Annotated in this window: 16 protein-coding genes; 10 read left to right on the plus strand and 6 right to left on the minus strand. The window is 73.2% G+C overall.

Annotated elements, in window-relative coordinates; translation table 11 throughout:
• The first annotated feature begins 412 nt into the window (after positions 1–412).
• Positions 413–2,950: an ATP-dependent Clp protease ATP-binding subunit gene (locus O7604_RS11205; protein WP_124779086.1), complete on the plus strand. Its 2,538-nt coding sequence runs from the start codon at positions 413–415 to the stop codon at positions 2,948–2,950.
• Between the two features lie 202 nt (positions 2,951–3,152).
• Here the strand turns inward: O7604_RS11205 and O7604_RS11210 are convergent, their stop codons facing one another.
• Complete coding sequence (locus O7604_RS11210; RefSeq protein ID WP_281579581.1) at positions 3,153–4,052, minus strand: A/G-specific adenine glycosylase; 900 nt, start codon at positions 4,050–4,052, stop codon at positions 3,153–3,155.
• 96 nt (positions 4,053–4,148) lie between these two features.
• Between O7604_RS11210 and O7604_RS11215 the strand changes: the two genes are divergently transcribed.
• From O7604_RS11215 to O7604_RS11225, 3 genes are all read left to right on the plus strand, one after another.
• Positions 4,149–4,661 (plus strand): ACT domain-containing protein, encoded by a 513-nt coding sequence (locus tag O7604_RS11215; RefSeq protein WP_013288949.1) that lies wholly within the window; start codon positions 4,149–4,151, stop codon positions 4,659–4,661.
• Positions 4,658–5,221, plus strand: coding sequence for a peptide deformylase (locus tag O7604_RS11220; protein WP_269703668.1), 564 nt, complete (start codon positions 4,658–4,660; stop codon positions 5,219–5,221). Before O7604_RS11215 ends, O7604_RS11220 begins: the two co-directional genes overlap by 4 nt.
• A 105-nt stretch (positions 5,222–5,326) precedes the next feature.
• Positions 5,327–6,100, plus strand: coding sequence for a hypothetical protein (locus O7604_RS11225; protein ID WP_269703669.1), 774 nt, complete (start codon positions 5,327–5,329; stop codon positions 6,098–6,100).
• 8 nt (positions 6,101–6,108) lie between these two features.
• Here O7604_RS11225 and disA read toward each other — a convergent pair whose 3' ends face one another.
• From disA to O7604_RS11245, 4 genes are all read right to left on the minus strand, one after another.
• Complete coding sequence (gene disA, locus O7604_RS11230) at positions 6,109–7,299, minus strand: DNA integrity scanning diadenylate cyclase DisA (RefSeq protein WP_013288946.1); 1,191 nt, start codon at positions 7,297–7,299, stop codon at positions 6,109–6,111.
• Positions 7,300–7,428: 129 nt separating this feature from the next.
• On the minus strand, positions 7,429–8,877 hold the full coding sequence (gene radA / locus O7604_RS11235; RefSeq protein WP_030272015.1) for a DNA repair protein RadA: 1,449 nt from the start codon (positions 8,875–8,877) through the stop codon (positions 7,429–7,431).
• A 104-nt stretch (positions 8,878–8,981) separates the two neighbouring features.
• Positions 8,982–9,722: a hypothetical protein gene (locus O7604_RS11240; protein WP_269703671.1), complete on the minus strand. Its 741-nt coding sequence runs from the start codon at positions 9,720–9,722 to the stop codon at positions 8,982–8,984.
• 141 nt (positions 9,723–9,863) lie between these two features.
• Complete coding sequence (locus tag O7604_RS11245) at positions 9,864–10,694, minus strand: UbiA family prenyltransferase (RefSeq protein WP_269703672.1); 831 nt, start codon at positions 10,692–10,694, stop codon at positions 9,864–9,866.
• A gap of 45 nt (positions 10,695–10,739) precedes the next feature.
• Here O7604_RS11245 and O7604_RS11250 point away from each other — a divergent pair, with 45 nt between their 5' ends.
• The 4 genes from O7604_RS11250 to O7604_RS11265 all read left to right on the plus strand — a co-directional run bounded on the left by O7604_RS11250 (position 10,740) and on the right by O7604_RS11265 (position 14,560).
• Positions 10,740–11,498 carry a methyltransferase domain-containing protein gene (locus tag O7604_RS11250; protein WP_269703673.1) on the plus strand — a complete coding sequence of 253 codons (759 nt, stop codon included), beginning with the start codon at positions 10,740–10,742 and terminating at the stop codon, positions 11,496–11,498.
• 41 nt (positions 11,499–11,539) lie between these two features.
• Positions 11,540–12,706, plus strand: a complete 1,167-nt coding sequence (locus O7604_RS11255) for an acyl-CoA dehydrogenase family protein (protein ID WP_281579582.1) — start codon at positions 11,540–11,542, stop codon at positions 12,704–12,706.
• A 147-nt stretch (positions 12,707–12,853) separates the two neighbouring features.
• Positions 12,854–13,915 carry a type III polyketide synthase gene (locus tag O7604_RS11260; protein WP_269703675.1) on the plus strand — a complete coding sequence of 354 codons (1,062 nt, stop codon included), beginning with the start codon at positions 12,854–12,856 and terminating at the stop codon, positions 13,913–13,915.
• A gap of 39 nt (positions 13,916–13,954) precedes the next feature.
• Positions 13,955–14,560, plus strand: a complete 606-nt coding sequence (locus tag O7604_RS11265; protein ID WP_281579583.1) for a hypothetical protein — start codon at positions 13,955–13,957, stop codon at positions 14,558–14,560.
• Between the two features lie 42 nt (positions 14,561–14,602).
• Here O7604_RS11265 and O7604_RS11270 read toward each other — a convergent pair whose 3' ends face one another.
• Positions 14,603–15,295, minus strand: a complete 693-nt coding sequence (locus O7604_RS11270) for a hypothetical protein (RefSeq protein ID WP_281579584.1) — start codon at positions 15,293–15,295, stop codon at positions 14,603–14,605.
• A gap of 328 nt (positions 15,296–15,623) precedes the next feature.
• Between O7604_RS11270 and O7604_RS11275 the strand changes: the two genes are divergently transcribed.
• Together O7604_RS11275 and ispD are read left to right on the plus strand one after the other, a co-directional pair.
• Positions 15,624–16,109: a CarD family transcriptional regulator gene (locus O7604_RS11275; protein ID WP_013288937.1), complete on the plus strand. Its 486-nt coding sequence runs from the start codon at positions 15,624–15,626 to the stop codon at positions 16,107–16,109.
• Positions 16,110–16,162: 53 nt separating this feature from the next.
• Complete coding sequence (ispD, locus tag O7604_RS11280) at positions 16,163–16,858, plus strand: 2-C-methyl-D-erythritol 4-phosphate cytidylyltransferase (RefSeq protein WP_269703679.1); 696 nt, start codon at positions 16,163–16,165, stop codon at positions 16,856–16,858.
• Positions 16,859–16,883: the final 25 nt, after the last annotated feature.

A 16,883-nucleotide genomic window follows, 5' to 3' on the forward strand; every position in this document is an offset into this window, starting at 1 on the left:
GCGTGCCCGGCCGTGCCAGATGTCCGGTCCGGCCCACTCGGCGCGAGGGCCGCGGCAGTCGGGAAGAAATCCCCGCCCACGGCGGTTGTCCACAGGCGGTGGAGATTTCATCCACAGGCTGTGGACGACCCGGCGGACGCCTCGGTGCCGCCCTCCGGTCCACTCGACCGGCCGTTCGGGTGCCGGTCGAATTTCGCTCTGCGCGTACAGGCAGGGGCCCCGGAACACCTCCTGAGCGTGGACGGTTGTCAGAAACGACGTCGGAACGGTCATTCGCGGGGGCACACGACCTCAGCAGAGACGGTCCGCGGCGATAGAGTAAGGAGGCACGGACGCCCGTCCCGGACGTCCGCGCACCGGCCCCGCCGAGATCTGACCATCAAGGCGCACGGCACGTGAGGAGCACGAGGGCATGTTCGAGCGGTTCACCGACCGAGCGCGACGGGTTGTCGTCCTGGCCCAAGAAGAGGCCCGGATGCTCAACCACAACTACATCGGTACGGAACACATCCTGCTGGGCCTGATCCACGAGGGTGAGGGTGTCGCGGCAAAGGCCCTGGAGAGCCTCGGCATCTCCCTGGAGGGCGTGCGTCAGCAGGTCGAGGAGATCATCGGCCAGGGCCAGCAGGCGCCGAGCGGGCACATCCCGTTCACGCCGCGGGCCAAGAAGGTGCTGGAGCTGTCCCTGCGCGAGGCGCTGCAGCTCGGCCACAACTACATCGGCACCGAGCACATCCTGCTCGGCCTGATCCGCGAGGGCGAGGGCGTCGCCGCCCAGGTCCTGGTGAAGCTGGGCGCCGACCTGAACCGGGTCCGCCAGCAGGTCATCCAGCTGCTCTCCGGCTACCAGGGCAAGGAGCCGGCCGCCGCCGGTGCCGCACCGGGTGAGGCCGCGCCGTCGACCAGCCTCGTGCTGGACCAGTTCGGCCGCAACCTGACCCAGGCCGCCCGCGAGGGCAAGCTCGACCCGGTCATCGGGCGCGAGAAGGAGATCGAGCGGGTCATGCAGGTGCTGTCCCGCCGCACCAAGAACAACCCGGTGCTGATCGGCGAGCCCGGCGTCGGCAAGACCGCCGTGGTGGAGGGCCTGTCCCAGAAGATCATCAAGGGCGAGGTGCCCGAGACGCTGAAGGACAAGCAGCTCTACACGCTCGACCTCGGTGCCCTGGTCGCCGGTTCCCGCTACCGCGGTGACTTCGAGGAGCGCCTGAAGAAGGTGCTCAAGGAGATCCGCACCCGCGGCGACATCATCCTGTTCATCGACGAGATCCACACGCTCGTCGGTGCGGGCGCGGCCGAGGGCGCGATCGACGCCGCCAGCATCCTCAAGCCGATGCTGGCCCGTGGCGAGCTCCAGACCATCGGCGCCACCACGCTCGACGAGTACCGCAAGCACCTGGAGAAGGACGCCGCTCTGGAGCGTCGTTTCCAGCCGATCCAGGTGGGTGAGCCGTCGCTGGCCCACACCATCGAGATCCTCAAGGGCCTGCGGGACCGGTACGAGGCGCACCACCGCGTCTCCATCACCGACGCCGCACTGGTCGCCGCCGCGACGCTGGCCGACCGGTACATCTCCGACCGGTTCCTGCCGGACAAGGCGATCGACCTGATCGACGAGGCCGGCGCCCGGATGCGGATCCGCCGGATGACCGCGCCGCCGGACCTGCGCGACTTCGACGAGCGCATCGCCCAGGTGCGCCGCGACAAGGAGTCCGCGATCGACGCGCAGGACTTCGAGCGGGCCGCCCAGCTGCGCGACACCGAGAAGCAGCTACTGGGCCAGAAGGCGCAGCGGGAGAAGGAGTGGAAGGCCGGTGACCTGGACGTCGTCAGCGAGGTCGACGACGAGCAGATCGCCGAGGTGCTCGGCAACTGGACCGGCATCCCGGTCTACAAGCTGACCGAGGAGGAGACCTCGCGCCTGCTGCGCATGGAGGACGAGCTGCACAAGCGCGTCATCGGCCAGGAGGACGCGGTCAAGGCGGTCTCGAAGGCGATCCGGCGTACCCGGGCCGGCCTGAAGGACCCGAAGCGCCCGTCCGGCTCGTTCATCTTCGCCGGCCCGTCTGGCGTCGGTAAGACCGAGCTGTCCAAGGCGCTCGCCGAGTTCCTGTTCGGCAGCGAGGACGCCCTCATCCAGCTCGACATGTCGGAGTTCCACGACCGGTACACGGTGTCCCGGCTCGTCGGTGCCCCTCCCGGCTACGTCGGCTACGACGAGGGCGGGCAGCTGACCGAGAAGGTGCGTCGCCGGCCGTTCTCGGTGGTCCTCTTCGACGAGATCGAGAAGGCCCACCCGGACGTGTTCAACACGCTCCTCCAGATCCTGGAGGACGGGCGCCTCACCGACGGCCAGGGCCGGATCGTGGACTTCAAGAACACGGTCATCATCCTGACCACCAACCTCGGTACGCGTGACGTCGCCAAGGCGGTGTCGCTGGGCTTCCAGGCCTCTGAGGACTCCGAGTCGAACTACGACCGGATGAAGCAGAAGGTCAACGACGAGCTCAAGCAGCACTTCCGGCCCGAGTTCCTGAACCGGATCGACGACACCATCGTCTTCCACCAGCTGCGTCAGAACGAGATCCTGTCGATCGTCGACATCATGATCGCCCGGATCGAGACCCAGCTGCGGAACAAGGACATGGGTCTGGAGCTGACCGACAACGCGAAGAAGTACCTCGCGAAGAAGGGCTTCGACCCGGTGCTGGGCGCGCGGCCGCTGCGTCGCACGATCCAGCGCGACATCGAGGACAACCTGTCCGAGCGGATCCTGTTCAACGAGCTGACCCCGGGGCAGATCGTGGTCGTGGACTGCGAGGGCGACCCGGAGGACATCGACAAGTCCAAGCTCGTCTTCCGGGGCGCGGACCGGCCGGACGCCGTGCCGGACGCGGTCCCGGCGGACCTCGGCGGCACCGCCGCCACCGGCGCGGACGACGCCGCGTAACTCCGCACAGTTCGAGGGCGACGGCCCCGGTAGGCGAAAGCCGCCGGGGTCGTCGCCTTTCCGTGCCCGCCGCCCCGGCCCTTGCCCCCGTTGATCATGAAGTTGACCGCACTTGGCGCCCCATTTGTCGCCGCTAACTTCATGATCAGCGGGGCGGGGCGGGGTGGGCGGGGGTGGGGCGGAGACGGGGGGCGGGGCGCGGTCAGGGGAGGGGGACGGCGGGGCCGTCGCCGGCCAGGCGGAAGGACTCCTCGCCCACCGGTTCCACCAGGCCGTCGGTGACCAGGCCGGCCAGCGCACGGGCCCGCTGCACGTCGTCGTGCCATACCTGGTCCAGCCGCTGGTGCGGCACCGGGCCGGTGGACTCCCGCAGCACCGCGAGCAGCAGTCCGCGTACCTGCCGGTCGGTGCCGGCGTAGCGCTGCGGCCGTCGGGTCGGCCCCACCGGGGCGGCCTGCCCGGAAGCCCGCCAGGCGCAGCTCGACTCGACCGGGCAGATCGCGCAGCGCGGCGCGCGGGCGGTGCAGACGACGGCGCCGAGTTCCATGAACGCGGCGCTGGCAAGCGCGGCGGCGGCCGGCTCGATCGGCAGCAGTTCCTCGGTGGCGACCAGGTCGGCGGGGCGGGTGGTGGGGCCGGCGTCGGGTTCACCGGCGATCGCCCGGCACACCACGCGCCGGACGTTCGTGTCGACCACGGGGTGTCGCTGCCCGTACGCGAACGCGGCGACCGCGCGGGCCGTGTACGTGCCGACACCGGGCAGCGCCAGCAACTGGTCGAGCCGGTCGGGCACCACGCCGCCGTGGCGCTCCACGATCGCCGTCGCGCACTCGCGCAGGCGTACCGCCCGGCGGGGGTAGCCGAGCCGTCCCCACATCCGGATCGCCTCGGCCGGGGTGTCCTCGGCGAGCGCGCGCGGGTCGGGCCAGCGGGCCAGCCACGCCTCCCACGCGGGCACCACCCGGACCACGGGGGTCTGCTGGAGCATGACCTCACTGACCAGGATCGCCCAGGCGCCGATGCCGGGCTTGCGCCAGGGCAGGTCGCGGGCGTTGCGCTCGTACCACCGGCTGACCTGGGTGGCGAATGTGGGCTCGGACATCGCGTCGCCGATCATGTCACGGCCGTCTTTCCCGCAGGATGGGCGGGCCGGGTGGCCGGGCGCGATCGATCATGGGCGACGGGGCAGAATGTCCGAATGAACGAGCTCGCGATCACCGTCATCGGCCGGGACCGGCCGGGCATCGTGGCCGACGTCGCGGAGGTCCTCGCCCGGCTCGGCGCGAACCTCACCGACTCCACGATGACCCGGCTTCGTGGACACTTCGCGATGACCCTGATCTGTGTGGGCCCGGCCGCCGCCGACGTGGAGGCCGCGCTGGCCCCGCTGGCCGCCGACGGGCACCTGCTGGCCACCGTACGCGCGGTCACGCCCGACGGCGGCAGCGAGCCGACGGGGGAGCCGTACGTGCTGGCGGTGCACGGCGCCGACCGGATGGGCATCGTCGCGGCCATGACCCGGGTGCTGACCGACGCGGGCGGGAACGTGACCGACCTGAGCACCCGGCTCACCGGTTCGCTCTACGTGGTGGTCGCCGAGGTCGAGCTGCCGCCGGGCGTGTCGGACGAGGTGGCCGGCCGGCTCACCCGCGTCGCCGCGGAGCTGGGTGTGGGGGTCAGCCTCCGCCCGGCGGACACGGATCTGCTGTGACCGGGCCGGAGTACGCGGGCCTGGGCGGCTGGACCCCGGAGAAGCTCGGCGTTCCCGGTGCGGTACGCCCGGTGGTCACCGCCCCGGAGCCGGTGCTGAGCCAGCCTGGTCCGGAGGTCGACCCCACGTCTGCCGAGGTGGTGCGGCTCGCCGCCGACCTGGTGGCCACGATGCGCGTCTCGCCCGGTTGCGTGGGCCTGGCGGCGCCGCAGGTCGGGGTGAGCGCGCAGGTGTTCGCGGTGGACGTGACGGGCCATCCGAAGGCGGTCACCGTGCACGGCACGTTCGTGCTCTGCAACGCTCGCGTGGTGGAGGCGTCCCGGTGGAAGGCCGGGCGGGAGGGCTGCATGTCGGTGCCGGACCTGACCGGTGACGTGAAGCGGGCCAGCCGCCTGGTGGTCGAGGGCGCGCTGCCCGGCAGCGGCGAGCCGGTCCGGCTGGTGACCGACGGCTTCGAGGCGCGGGCGCTCCAGCACGAGATCGACCACTGCGCCGGGCTGCTCTTCCTCGACCGGGTGGCCGGTGCGCACGCGATCTACCAGCGCAAGGTCTACCTCTGACGGTGGCGGCCGTTATCCAGTGTGGACGTCTGCGGCCGTACGGCGGCGGGTTCCCGGCGCGTCGGACCGGCGAGCCGTGCGCCGCGCGGCTACGGTAGGCGCATCATGCGTCTGACGGTCGGCCCCCTGCCCCCTGCCGTGTACTGGCGGCGTCGTGCCGTCGTGCTCGGAGCAGGGCTGCTCTTCCTGATTGTCCTGTTGTATTCCTGCACCGGCACGGACCGCAACACCGGCGCTCCGGGCACGGACCCGTCCCCGAGCGGCTCCGCCGGCGCTCAGCCGGACCCGTCCGGCTCGGTGCTGACCCCGCAGTCGGGCAGCCCGTCACCGACACCGGGTGAGGCCGGCGGCGGTGGCGCGAACAACGGCGGCGGAAACACCGGCGGCGACGCCACCGGCGACGGCGGGAACACCGGCGGGGGCGCGAACAACGGGGGCGGCACCGGCAACGGCGGCGCCACCGGTCAGCCGGTCTCCGACGACGGCACCTGCACCGACTCCGAGCTGCTGGTGACGCCGGTCGCGGTGCCGCCCACCGCCCAGCGGGGCACAGTGGTCACGCTGCGCCTCAAGGTCAAAAACGTGTCGAACCGTACGTGCAGCCGGGACGTCGGCGCCGACCTGCAGGAGCTGTACGTCAAGTCGGGCGCGGAGAAGATCTGGTCGTCGGACACCTGCGGCACCGGCAAGGGCTCGGACGTGCAGTCGTTCACGCCGAACTTCGAGCGCTCCTACGAGCTGGGCTGGAACGGCAAGCTGGACAACAAGTGCGCGAGCGGGCTGGCGAACGGCGACTTCGCGGCGATCGGCGCGTACCAGGTGTTCGCCCGGGTCGGCACCAAGATCAGTGAGCCGGTGAAGCTGACCATCACCGGCTGAGCCGTCGCTCAGACGTACCGTTCGAGGATGCTCGCCTCGGCGAGCCGGGACAGGCCCTCGCGGACGCCACGGGCACGGGCGTCGCCCACACCCTCGACCGCCTGGAGGTCTTCCACCGTCGCGCCGAGCAGCCGCTGGAGGCTGCCGAAGTGCACCACCAGCCGGTCGACCACGGCGACCGGCAGCCGGGGCACCTTGGCCAGCAGGCGGAACCCGCGCGGGCTGACCGCCGCGTCGAGCGCGTCGGAGGCGGACGGGTAGCCGATCGCCTTCGCCACCGCCACGAGGTCGATGAGCTCGGTGGCGCTGAGCAGGTCGAGCTCCACGAGCGCCTCGTCGAGCGTGCGCGACTTGCGGCCGGTCGGCAGGTAGTCGCGGATGACCAGGGTGCGGTCGGCGTCCACGCCGGCCATCAGCTCGTCGAGCTGCAGCGCCAGCAGGCGGCCGTCGGTGCCCAGCTCCACCACGTAGCCGGCGATCTCGTCGGCGATCCGCCGGACCATCTCCAGCCGCTGCACCACAGCGACCGCGTCGCGGACGGTGACCAGATCCTCGATCTCCAGCGCGGAGAGCGTGCCCGAGACCTCGTCCAGCCGCAGCTTGTAGCGCTCCAGCGTGGCGAGCGCCTGGTTGGCGCGGGACAGGATGGCCGCCGAGTCGTCCAGCACGTGCCGCTGGCCGTTGACGTAGAGGCTGATGATCCGCATCGACTGGCTGACCGAGATGACCGGGTAGCCGGTCTGCCGGGCCACCCGCTCGGCGGTGCGGTGCCGGGTGCCGGACTCCTCCGTCGGGATGGACGGGTCGGGCATCAGGTGCGCGCCGGCCTGCACGATGCGGGTGCCGTCGCTGGAGAGCACCACCGCGCCGTCCATCTTGCACAGCTCGCGAACCCGGGTGGCGGAGAACTCCACGTCCATCGGGAAGCCGCCCGTGCAGATCTGCTCGACCACCTTGTCGTAGCCCAACACGATCAGCGCACCGGTGCGGCCGCGCAGGATCCGCTCCAGGCCGTCGCGCAGGGCGGTGCCGGGAGCCATCAGGGCGAGGTTGGCGCGCAGCGGATCGGCACCGGCCCCGCCGCCGACGCTTCCGTTGACGCTCACGCTGATGGCACGAGCGGGGTTGCCGCTCACGGCGCCGGTACGGGCGTGCGGCGTCGCCGTTGCGGGCTTGGTGGCATCGCGGTCGATCGGCACGGGCACAGTCTACGGACTGCCATGCGGTGGGTGCTCTCGTGGTTACTGTGATGTGTCACGATGCCCGGCTCGGGAGGCCGATTGCGCCCTGCGTGGCCTGCCCCGAAACGCCCGGAGCCTCCCACCGTGTCACTCCGCCGACGCGCGGGCGGCCGCCTGGAGGGCGGCACGCACATCAGTGACCTCGATCACGCGCATGTTCTCCGGCCCGGCGCCGCTGCTCTCCGGCCCGCAGCCGGGCGGCACGAGGGCCAGCCGGAAACCGAGCCGGGCGGCCTCGGCCAGCCGCCGGGGCACCGCACCGACCCGGCGGACCTCGCCGGTGAGCCCCACCTCGCCGATGGCCACCAGATGCGGGTTGAGTGCCAGGTTGAGCCCGCCGGAGGCGACCGCGAGTGCCACCGCCAGGTCGGCCGCCGGCTCCACCACCCGGATGCCGCCGACAGTGGCGGCGAAGACCTCCCGGTCGTGCAGCGTGAGCCGCTCGGTGCGGCGCTGGAGCACGGCGAGGACCATCGCGAGCCGGGCGCTGTCGAGGCCGGAGACGGTACGCCGCGGTGAACCGGCCACCGTGGCCCCGATCAGCGCCTGCACCTCGGTGACCAGCGCCCGGCGCCCCTCCATCGCCACCGTCACGCAGGTGCCCGGCACCGGTTCGGAGTAGCGGGTCAGGAACAGGCCGGACGGGTCGGCCAGGCTGCTGATGCCGCCCTCGTGCATCTCGAAGCAGCCCACCTCGTCGGCCGCGCCGAAGCGGTTCTTCACGCCGCGCACCATGCGCAGAGAGGAGTGCTTGTCGCCCTCGAAGTGCAGCACCACGTCGACCAGGTGCTCCAGCACCCGGGGACCGGCCACCTGGCCGTCCTTGGTGACGTGCCCGACCAGCACGGTGGCGATGCCGCGTTCCTTGGCGACGGCGACCAGGGCGGCGGTGACCGCGCGGACCTGGGTGACGCCGCCCGGCACGCCCTCGGTGCCGGTGGTCGAGATGGTCTGCACCGAGTCGAGCACCAGCAGCCCCGGCTTGACCGCGTCGAGGTGGCCGAGCACCGCCGACAGGTCGCTCTCGGCGGCCAGGTAGAGCTGGTCGTGCAGGGTGCCCATCCGCTCGGCGCGCAGCCGCACCTGGCTGACCGACTCCTCGCCGCTGACCACCAGCGACGGGCTGCCGGCACCGGCCGCCCACTGCTGGGCCACGTCGAGCAGCAGCGTCGACTTGCCCACGCCGGGCTCACCGGCGAGCAGCACCACCGCGCCGGGGACCAGCCCGCCGCCGAGCACCCGGTCGAGTTCGCTGACGCCGGTAGGACGCGCACGGGCGGGCGCGGCGCTGATCGTGGCGATCGGCCGGGCCGGCTCGGCCGGCATCCGCGAGCTGACCACCCGGCCGGAGACCATCGGGCCGGTGACCGTGCACTCGACCACCGAGCCCCACTCGCCGCACTCGGGGCACCGGCCCACCCACTTCGGGGGCTGGTGGCCACAGGCGTCGCACTCGTAGGCCGGGCGGGGTTCGCGGGTGGCGGCGCGACCGCGGCCGGCGCCGGCACGGGAGGGAGTCGATCGGGGCGTGGTCACCACCGGACGCTAACCGGCCCGTACGACGAAAGCCCACCCGGAACGGCGACACCGCCGGCGTGGCGCTGGCCACGACGGCGGTGCCGACGGAAGAAGGGGAGAGGTCAGTGGCCGCCCTCGACGCCGCTGTCCTCACCGACGTGCCGCGGCTCCACGATCTTCGACGGCGTGGCCTCCGGGGTCAGCGGGATGCCGATCGGCGCCGGGGTCGTGACGACCTTGCCGTTGCCGAAGTCGAAGGTCAGGTTGACCTGCTGGCCCACGAGCAGCTTCTGGTTCAGGCCGATGAGCTGCAGGAACCGCGGGTTACCGGCGTTGAGCTGCGCGTAGCTGAGCGCCGGGATCTCGATCCGGGCCGGCTGGCCGGCGGGCGCGGACTCGCTCGGCGACGGGCTGGCCGACGGCGACTCGGACGTCTCCAGCGACTGGCTCGGCGACGCGCTCGGGTCGGTGGCGGTCGGCGAGGCGGTGGCCGGCTCGGTGGGCGAACCGGTCGGGGTGGCCGCGCCGCTCTCGCCCGCGCCGGAACCGGTGAGCACGATCTCCCGGGCGCTGTCGGTGGTGACCGTCACGGTCACCGGCTTCTCGCTGTCGTTGTAGATCACCACGTTGACCGGCGCGTTCGACCCGGCCTCGTAGCCCTTCGGGCCCGGGAACTGCACGTAGAGCCCGCGCACCTTGTAGAGGTTGTCGGAGGTCTGGACGTTGACGCCCTGTACCGACGGGATCTTGTTGGCGGTCTCGGAAATCTGCCCGGCGCCGCACCCGGACAGCAGCAGGCTCGCCGCCGCCGTGCCGGCCAGCAGCAGGGCCGGCCCCCGGGAACCCCTGATCGAGCGCGTCACGTCGGTCCTCCTCGTCACGATCCCCGCCCGGTCGACCCCCGGGCACGGGGTGGCCATACCCGCGCAGACCGCGCTCCAGGGTAGTTGGAGCTGATCGAGGCCCGCACGCGGACCCGGCAATACCACCTCGGGAGGGACTGCTCAGACCACCCGGCCGCTCGTCACCAGCAGCACCACATCGATCAGCGCCACCACCAGCACCGCCCGGAAGGCGGTCGCCGAGCGTCCGGCGGTCGCGCGTCCCGCGTACCAGCCGACGGCCGGCACGGCGACGGCGGCCGCGACGGCCGACAGGCCGGTCCACGACGGCGGCCCGGGCGGGCCGAGGACCAGCGCGACGGTGGCCGCGAGCAGCAGCCCGGCGGCGGCCAGCCGGCTGCCCGCCGGCCCGAGGCGGTGCGGCAGGCCGCGCACCCCGGTCCGGGCGTCGTCGGCCAGGTCGGGCAGCACGTTGGCGAAGTGCGCCCCGGCGCCGAGCAGCGCGGCGGCGGCCACCAGCCAGGCCGGGGGCACGGGTGAGCCGGGCAGGGCGAGCACCACGAACGCGGGCAGCGCGCCGAACGAGACCGCGTAGGGCAGCACCGACACCGGCGTCGACTTCAGCGGCCGGTTGTAGAGCAGCGCGGAGACCAGGCCCAGCGTCGCGCAGGCCGCCGCGGCCGGGCCGCCGGCCAGCGCCAGCACCGGCACGGCGACGGCGGCGACCACGGTGGCGCGGGCCAGCGTCGGCCGGGCGACCTCGCCGGTGGTCACCGGTTTGTCGGTACGCCCCACCGCCGCGTCCCGGTCGGCGTCGATCAGGTCGTTGCTCCACCCGACCGCGAGCTGGCTGGCCAGCACCGTCAGCGCCACCGCCACGACACCGGTCGCGGAGTGCCCGGCACCGGCGGCGAGCAGCGCGGCGACCACTGTGACCGCCGCTGCGGGTTCCGGATGGCTCGCCCTGACCAGCCCTAACACCCGTGTCGACATAAGGGAAGTCTGGTCGTTACCGGGCAGTCGTGCCACGCTCGACGCATGCCCGACGCGTCGCCGGTGTCCACTCCGTACCGGGTGCTGCCGCCGAACGACCCGCGGCAGTACGACGACCTGGCCGGCGAGTGGTGGCGGCCGGACGGCGCGTTCGCGATGCTGCACTGGCTGGCGAGGGCCCGGGCGGCGCTCGTGCCGGCGGCGTCCACGCCCGACGACCTGCTGGTCGATCTGGGCTGCGGGGCCGGGCTGCTGGCGCCGCACCTGGCCGGCAAGGGCTACCGCCACGTCGGGGTGGACCTGACGCGCTCCGCGCTCGACCAGGCCGCCGCGCACGGTGTGACAGTGGTCCAGGCCGACGCCACGGCGGTGCCGCTGGCCGACGGCTGCGCGGCGGTCGTCTCCGCCGGTGAGCTGCTGGAGCACGTGCCGGACTGGCGGCGGGCGGTCGCCGAGGCGTGCCGGCTGCTGCGTCCGGGCGGCCTGCTGGTGCTGGACACGCTCAACGACACGCTGCTGGCCCGGCTGGTGGCGGTGGAGGTGGGCGAGCGGCTGCCCACGGTGCCGCGCGGCATCCACGACCCGCGGCTGTTCGTCGACGCCCGCGCCCTGGTCGCCGAGTGTGCCCGGCACGGCGTGTCGCTGACGGTGCGCGGGGTCCGGCCGGAGCTGGGCGGCACGCTGGCCTGGCTGCTGCGCCGCGTGCGCGGTGGCGCCGACCGTCCGGGCAGGACCGAACCACGCATCGTGCCGACCCGGTCGACGGCGGTGCTGTACCAGGGCTGGGGGCGCCGGGGCGGGTAGCCGGGGCGGCCCGGGGTAAAGGACGCCGAGAAGGGGGCGACATGACTGTGCACGCGCTGGAGGCGGCCCGCCGGTTGGCGCCGCGACTGGCCGCCCGCGCGGCCGAGTACGACCGCGACGGTTCGTTCCCCGTGGACGACTTCGCGGACCTGCGGGCAGCCGGGCTGTTCGGCCTGATGGTGCCCCCCGAGCTGGGCGGTACGGGTGCGAGTTTCGCCGAGTACGCCGCGGTCGCCACCGAACTGGCCCGGGGCAACGGCGCCACCGCGCTGGTGTTCAACATGCACGCCTCGGTCACCGGCGCCCTGGGCGCGGTCACCGAGGAACTGGCCGAGGCGCTCGGCGTACCGGAGGAGGCGCTGGCGGCGCGGGACCGCCTGCTGCGCGCGGCCGCCGACGGCGCCTGGTACGCGGTCGCGATGAGCGAACGCGGCGCCGGCGCCCGGTTGTCCAAGCTCAGCACCGTCTACGAGCCGGTCGAGGGCGGCTGGCACATCAAGGGCAGCAAGACGTTCTGCTCCGGCGCCGGCCACCCGGACGGTTACCTGGTGGCCGCCCGCAGCGCCGCCGACCAGTCGGTGGTGTCGCAGTTCCTGGTCCCGGCCGGGGACGGGATCACCGTCGAGCCCACCTGGGACTCGCTCGGCATGCGAGCCACGTCCTCGCACGACGTGCACCTGGACGTGACGGTGCCGGCCGACCGGCTGCTCGGCGGCGTCGAAGGGCTGGCCCTGGTGGTCGCCCAGCTCATGCCGCACTGGCTTGTGGCGAGCTACGCGGCGGTCTACGTCGGCGTGGCCCGGGCCGCCATCGACGCCGCAGCCGAGCACCTGAACGCCCGCAACCTCGCCGGCCTGCCCGCGGTACGGGCCCGCCTGGGCCGGGCCGACGCGGCCACCGCCGCCGCCGAACTGGTGGTCGCCGAGGCGGCCCGCCGGGTCGACGAGGCGCCCGGCGACGCCGAGACGAACCGCTGGGTGTGGCGGGCCAAGCTGCTCGCCGGCACCACCGCCGCCGAGGTGGCGGCCTCCATGTTGGAGGCGGCGGGCACGTCGGCGACCCGGCGCGGGCATCCGCTGGAGCGGCTCTACCGGGACGCCCGCTGCGGCTCGCTGCATCCGGCCACGTCCGACGTGTGCGCCGATTGGCTCGGCATCGCCGCACTTGGCGGCGACCCGGACCGGGACAGCGCGCTCCCTCGTTGGTGAGCGCGAGGAGTGAGCCGGTTTTGCGAGCCCCGCAGTCGCGAACGAAGAGCGGCACTGTGAGCGCGAGGAGTGAGCCGGTTTTGCGAGCCCCGCAGTCGCTAACGGAAGGCGGCACGGTGAGCGCGAGGTGCGAGTGAAGGGCGAGGGGTGGGGGACGTGGGCACACCGGTGATCGCGGGTCTGGGTACGGCGCAACCGCCGGCCGCGATGCAGGACGAACTGTGGACGGGCTTCTTCGCGGGGCACTTCCAGGGGAACACCAGGGCGCTGGCCGAGCGGATCTTCGCCAACTCGGGCGTGACCCGGCGGCAGGCGGCGGTCAATCCGCTGCTGGAGGACGTCTCGGAGTGGCCGACCGAGCGCCGGATGCGCCGCTACCAGGTCGAGGCGCTGCCGCTGGGCAAGGAGGCGGTCAGCCGGGCACTCACCGCCGCCGGCCTGGACGCCGCCGACATCGGCCTGTTCATCGTCTGCTCGTGCACCGGGTACGCGACCCCGGGGCTGGACATCATGCTGGCCCGGGACCTGGGCATGTCCCCGAGCACCCAGCGCATGTTCGTGGGGCACATGGGCTGCTACGCGGCCCTGCCCGGGCTGGGTGCGGCGAGCGACTTCGTCACCGCCCGCGGGCGGCCCGCGCTGCTGCTCTGCGCGGAACTGACAAGCCTGCACATCCAGCCGCCGGGTGCCCGGGTGGACACCCAGCAGATCGTCTCCCACGCGCTGTTCTCGGACGCCGCGGTCGCCGCCGTGGTCGTCCCCGGCGGCCGGGGGTACGCGCTGCGCGAGGTCACCTCGGTCACCGACACCTCCACCGCCGACCACATGACCTGGGACGTCACCGACACCGGTTTCCGGATGGGACTGTCGCCGAAGGTGCCGCAGGTGCTCTCCCGGCACGTGCAGACCCTGGTCGACGAGCTGCTGGCGCGGCACGGGTGCGCGCGTTCCGACGTGGACGGCTGGGCGGTGCACCCGGGCGGGCCGCGCATCCTCAACGTCGTGGAGCGTGAGCTGGCCCTGCCGCCGGACGGGCTCGCCGCGTCCCGGGGGACGCTCGCCGACCACGGCAACTGCTCGTCGCCGACCGTGCTGCTGATCCTGGACCGGTTGTGGCGTACGGAGCCGTCGCCGCCGCGCTGGGTGGTGATGCTCGCGTTCGGGCCGGGCCTGACGCTCTACGCGACGTTGCTGGAACGGGTGGGCTGACGGCTCGCCCCGCCCGTGCCGCGCGGATACGCTGCCGTCATGGCCTCCGACGAGCGGGACGGGCGGGTACCGCTGGCCGTCCTGACCGTTCTGGCGTTGACGGCCGGCGCGGCCTGGTGGCGGTGGGCGGCACCGGAGCCGGGTGCGGTCACCGCAGTGTCGGCGCCGCCGCCCGCGAGCGCCGAACCGATCGCCCGCACCTGGCGGGTCGACCCGTCGACCGGGGACGCCTGGCTGTCCCGCCCGGGGGGCGACCCCACGCTCCGGGCGCGCCGCGCACCGGCCACCGACCCGGACCGGTCGGTGATGGTGCGGGTGGAGCCGGACGGCACCTCGCGTGTGCTCCAGGTGTCGCACGTGGTGTGGCGGGAGACGTCGGACCTGACGCCGGACGGGCCGGCCGTCATCCGGCAGGTGAACCCCTCGCGGGGTGACGAATACCGGCTGTCGGTGAGCTGCTCCGGGGACGGGTCGATCGCCGTGCAGCTGTCCGGCGCCGGGACCGGCGACGCGCGGCGGCTGCTCCGGTGCGGCGGGCGACTGGAGCTGCCCTTGCTGGGCGGCACCGGCGCGCCGGTGCTGGTGCGGTTCAGCGGTGTACGCGGCCGGGCCGAGCTGAACGCCCGGCTCGAAGCGCTCTACTGACCACCGCTGTGGGCGCCCCGCTCGCGTCCTCGGCCCGGCGGCTCAGCCGCCCAGCCGGGCCAGGTCGGCGCCGTAGTCCGACAGCGGGCCCAGCTCCGGCACCACCCGGACCAGCGAGCCCTGCCGGTCCACGAGCACTGCGGCGGCGGTGCCGGGGTGGGCGGACAGGTGCAGGTAGGAGCGCAGCCCGCCGGCTGGGTCGCCGAGCGGGCGTACCCCGGGGACGCTCGCGGGCCCGGCGCTGCGGCCCTCGGTCACGGTGACCACCGTGACGCCGGGCGGCGCGGCGCGCGCGGCGATGCCGACCTGCTCGGCGCAGGCGCAGGCGTCCACCAGGATGATCATGGCGGGCAGCAGGCTGCGCAGGGGTACCGGTGTGTCGTCGGCGCCGACCAGGTCCAGCGCGGGCAGCGGGCCGACCGGTTGCGGTGCGGCGGTGGAGCGGGGCAGCACAGTCGGCGCGCCGGAGCGGGTGGTGCGCGGCCAGGTGACTGCGGCCAGCCCGGCGAGCGTGACCAGTACCGACACGAGCAGGATCAGCACCGGCAGCCCGAGGCGGGCCGGAACGCCAGGCCGGCCGGAGCCCTGCCGCGTGCGGCGCAGCTCCCGGCGGACCTGCCGGGCCTCGTCGGCGAGCGCCGAGGCGTCGTCCGGGACGACCACCCGGCCCCACTCCGGGGGCAGGCCGGGCAGCCCGTCCGGCGGCCCCTGGCCGTCAGCGTCAGGCACGCCCATCGGACCCCCAGGAACGTCTCGGTGAGCGGACGTCACGTCCCTCACCAGCGTCCCGCACCGGCCGCCGTAACGCCACACCTGGGCGCGGACGGTCTTGCGGAGCTACCATGGAAGGAGCGCATCGCCCTAGATCTGGACGCTCCCGTCACCCCTTACCGGGTTGTCACGTGTTCCTCACGGAGCGTGTCGAAAGCATCGGTTTGACCGCCTGTCAAGCTGAAGAAATACCTCTCACAGGGCCCCTGAGCTGCGCCAACGATCAGGACAGCGGTGAGACATCGGTGCCTGAGCGTGTTACCCTAGACACAGCGAAAGGGGTTTCGAACCTATGGTTTTCAGTGTCGGCGAGACCGTTGTTTACCCCCACCACGGGGCCGCACTCATCGAGGCAATCGAGACTCGGGTCATCAAGGGCGAGCCCAGGGAATACCTCGTCCTGAGGGTCGCACAGGGTGACCTGACGGTCCGGGTGCCCGCCGAGAACGCCGAGATCGTGGGTGTGCGCGAAGTGGTTGGCGAAGAGGGCCTGGGCAAGGTCTTCGACGTGCTCCGTGCACCGCACACCGAGGAGCCGACCAACTGGTCGCGGCGTTACAAGGCGAATCTGGAGAAGCTGGCCTCCGGTAACCCGCTGAAGGTGGCCGAGGTCGTCCGCGACCTGTGGCGCCGGGAGCGGGAGCGGGGCCTGTCGGCGGGCGAGAAGCGGATGCTCGCCAAGGCCCGTGACATCCTCGTCGGCGAGGTCGCGCTGGCGGAGAAGAGCACGAAGGACGAGGCCGAGACGCTGCTCGACAAGGTGCTGACCGAGGCCTGATCCACGCCTCTGCCTCTACCCACCCCGCAGCGAACGAATCCGAGGACCGCGACGTGACCGCGCAGCTCAATCCGCGCGGTGACGTCGCGGTCCTCGTTCCTGCGGCAGGTGCCGGAGTACGCCTCGGACCCGGCGCCCCCAAGGCACTCCGGTTGCTCGCCGGCGAGCCGCTGCTGGTGCACGCGGTCCGCCGGCTCGCCGCCGCGCCCTCGGTGCACACGATCGTGGTGGCCGCACCGGCGACCGAGGTCGAGGCGGTACGCGCGATGCTCGCCCCCGTCGCCCCGGTGACGGTGGTTCCCGGTGGCGCCGAACGCCAGGAGTCGGTGGCAGCGGCCCTCGCTGCCGTTCCCGCCGGTCCGGAGATCGTCCTGGTGCACGACGCGGCCCGTGCGCTCACCCCGCCCCACCTGGTCGAGTCGGTGGCGGCGGCGGTCCGCGACGGGCACGACGCGGTGATCCCGGTGCTGCCGGTGGTCGACACGATCAAGGAGGTCGACGCGGCCGAGCGTGTGCTCGGCACCGTCGACAGGTCGGCGCTGCGGGCGGTCCAGACGCCGCAGGGCTTCCGCCGCTCGGTGCTGCTCACGGCCCACCGGTCGGCGGGCGACGCGCTCACCGACGACGCCGGGCTGATCGAGAAGCAGGGCGGCGCGGTCATGTGCGTGCCCGGCTCCGAGCTGGCCCTGAAGATCACCCGCCCGTTCGACATGGCCCTCGCCGAACACCTCCTGACCACAGGCGCCTGACGGCCGTCGTCCACCCGGCTCCCGG

Source organism: Micromonospora sp. WMMA1947, assembly GCF_027497355.1.
Taxonomy (GTDB): Bacteria; Actinomycetota; Actinomycetes; order Mycobacteriales; family Micromonosporaceae; genus Micromonospora.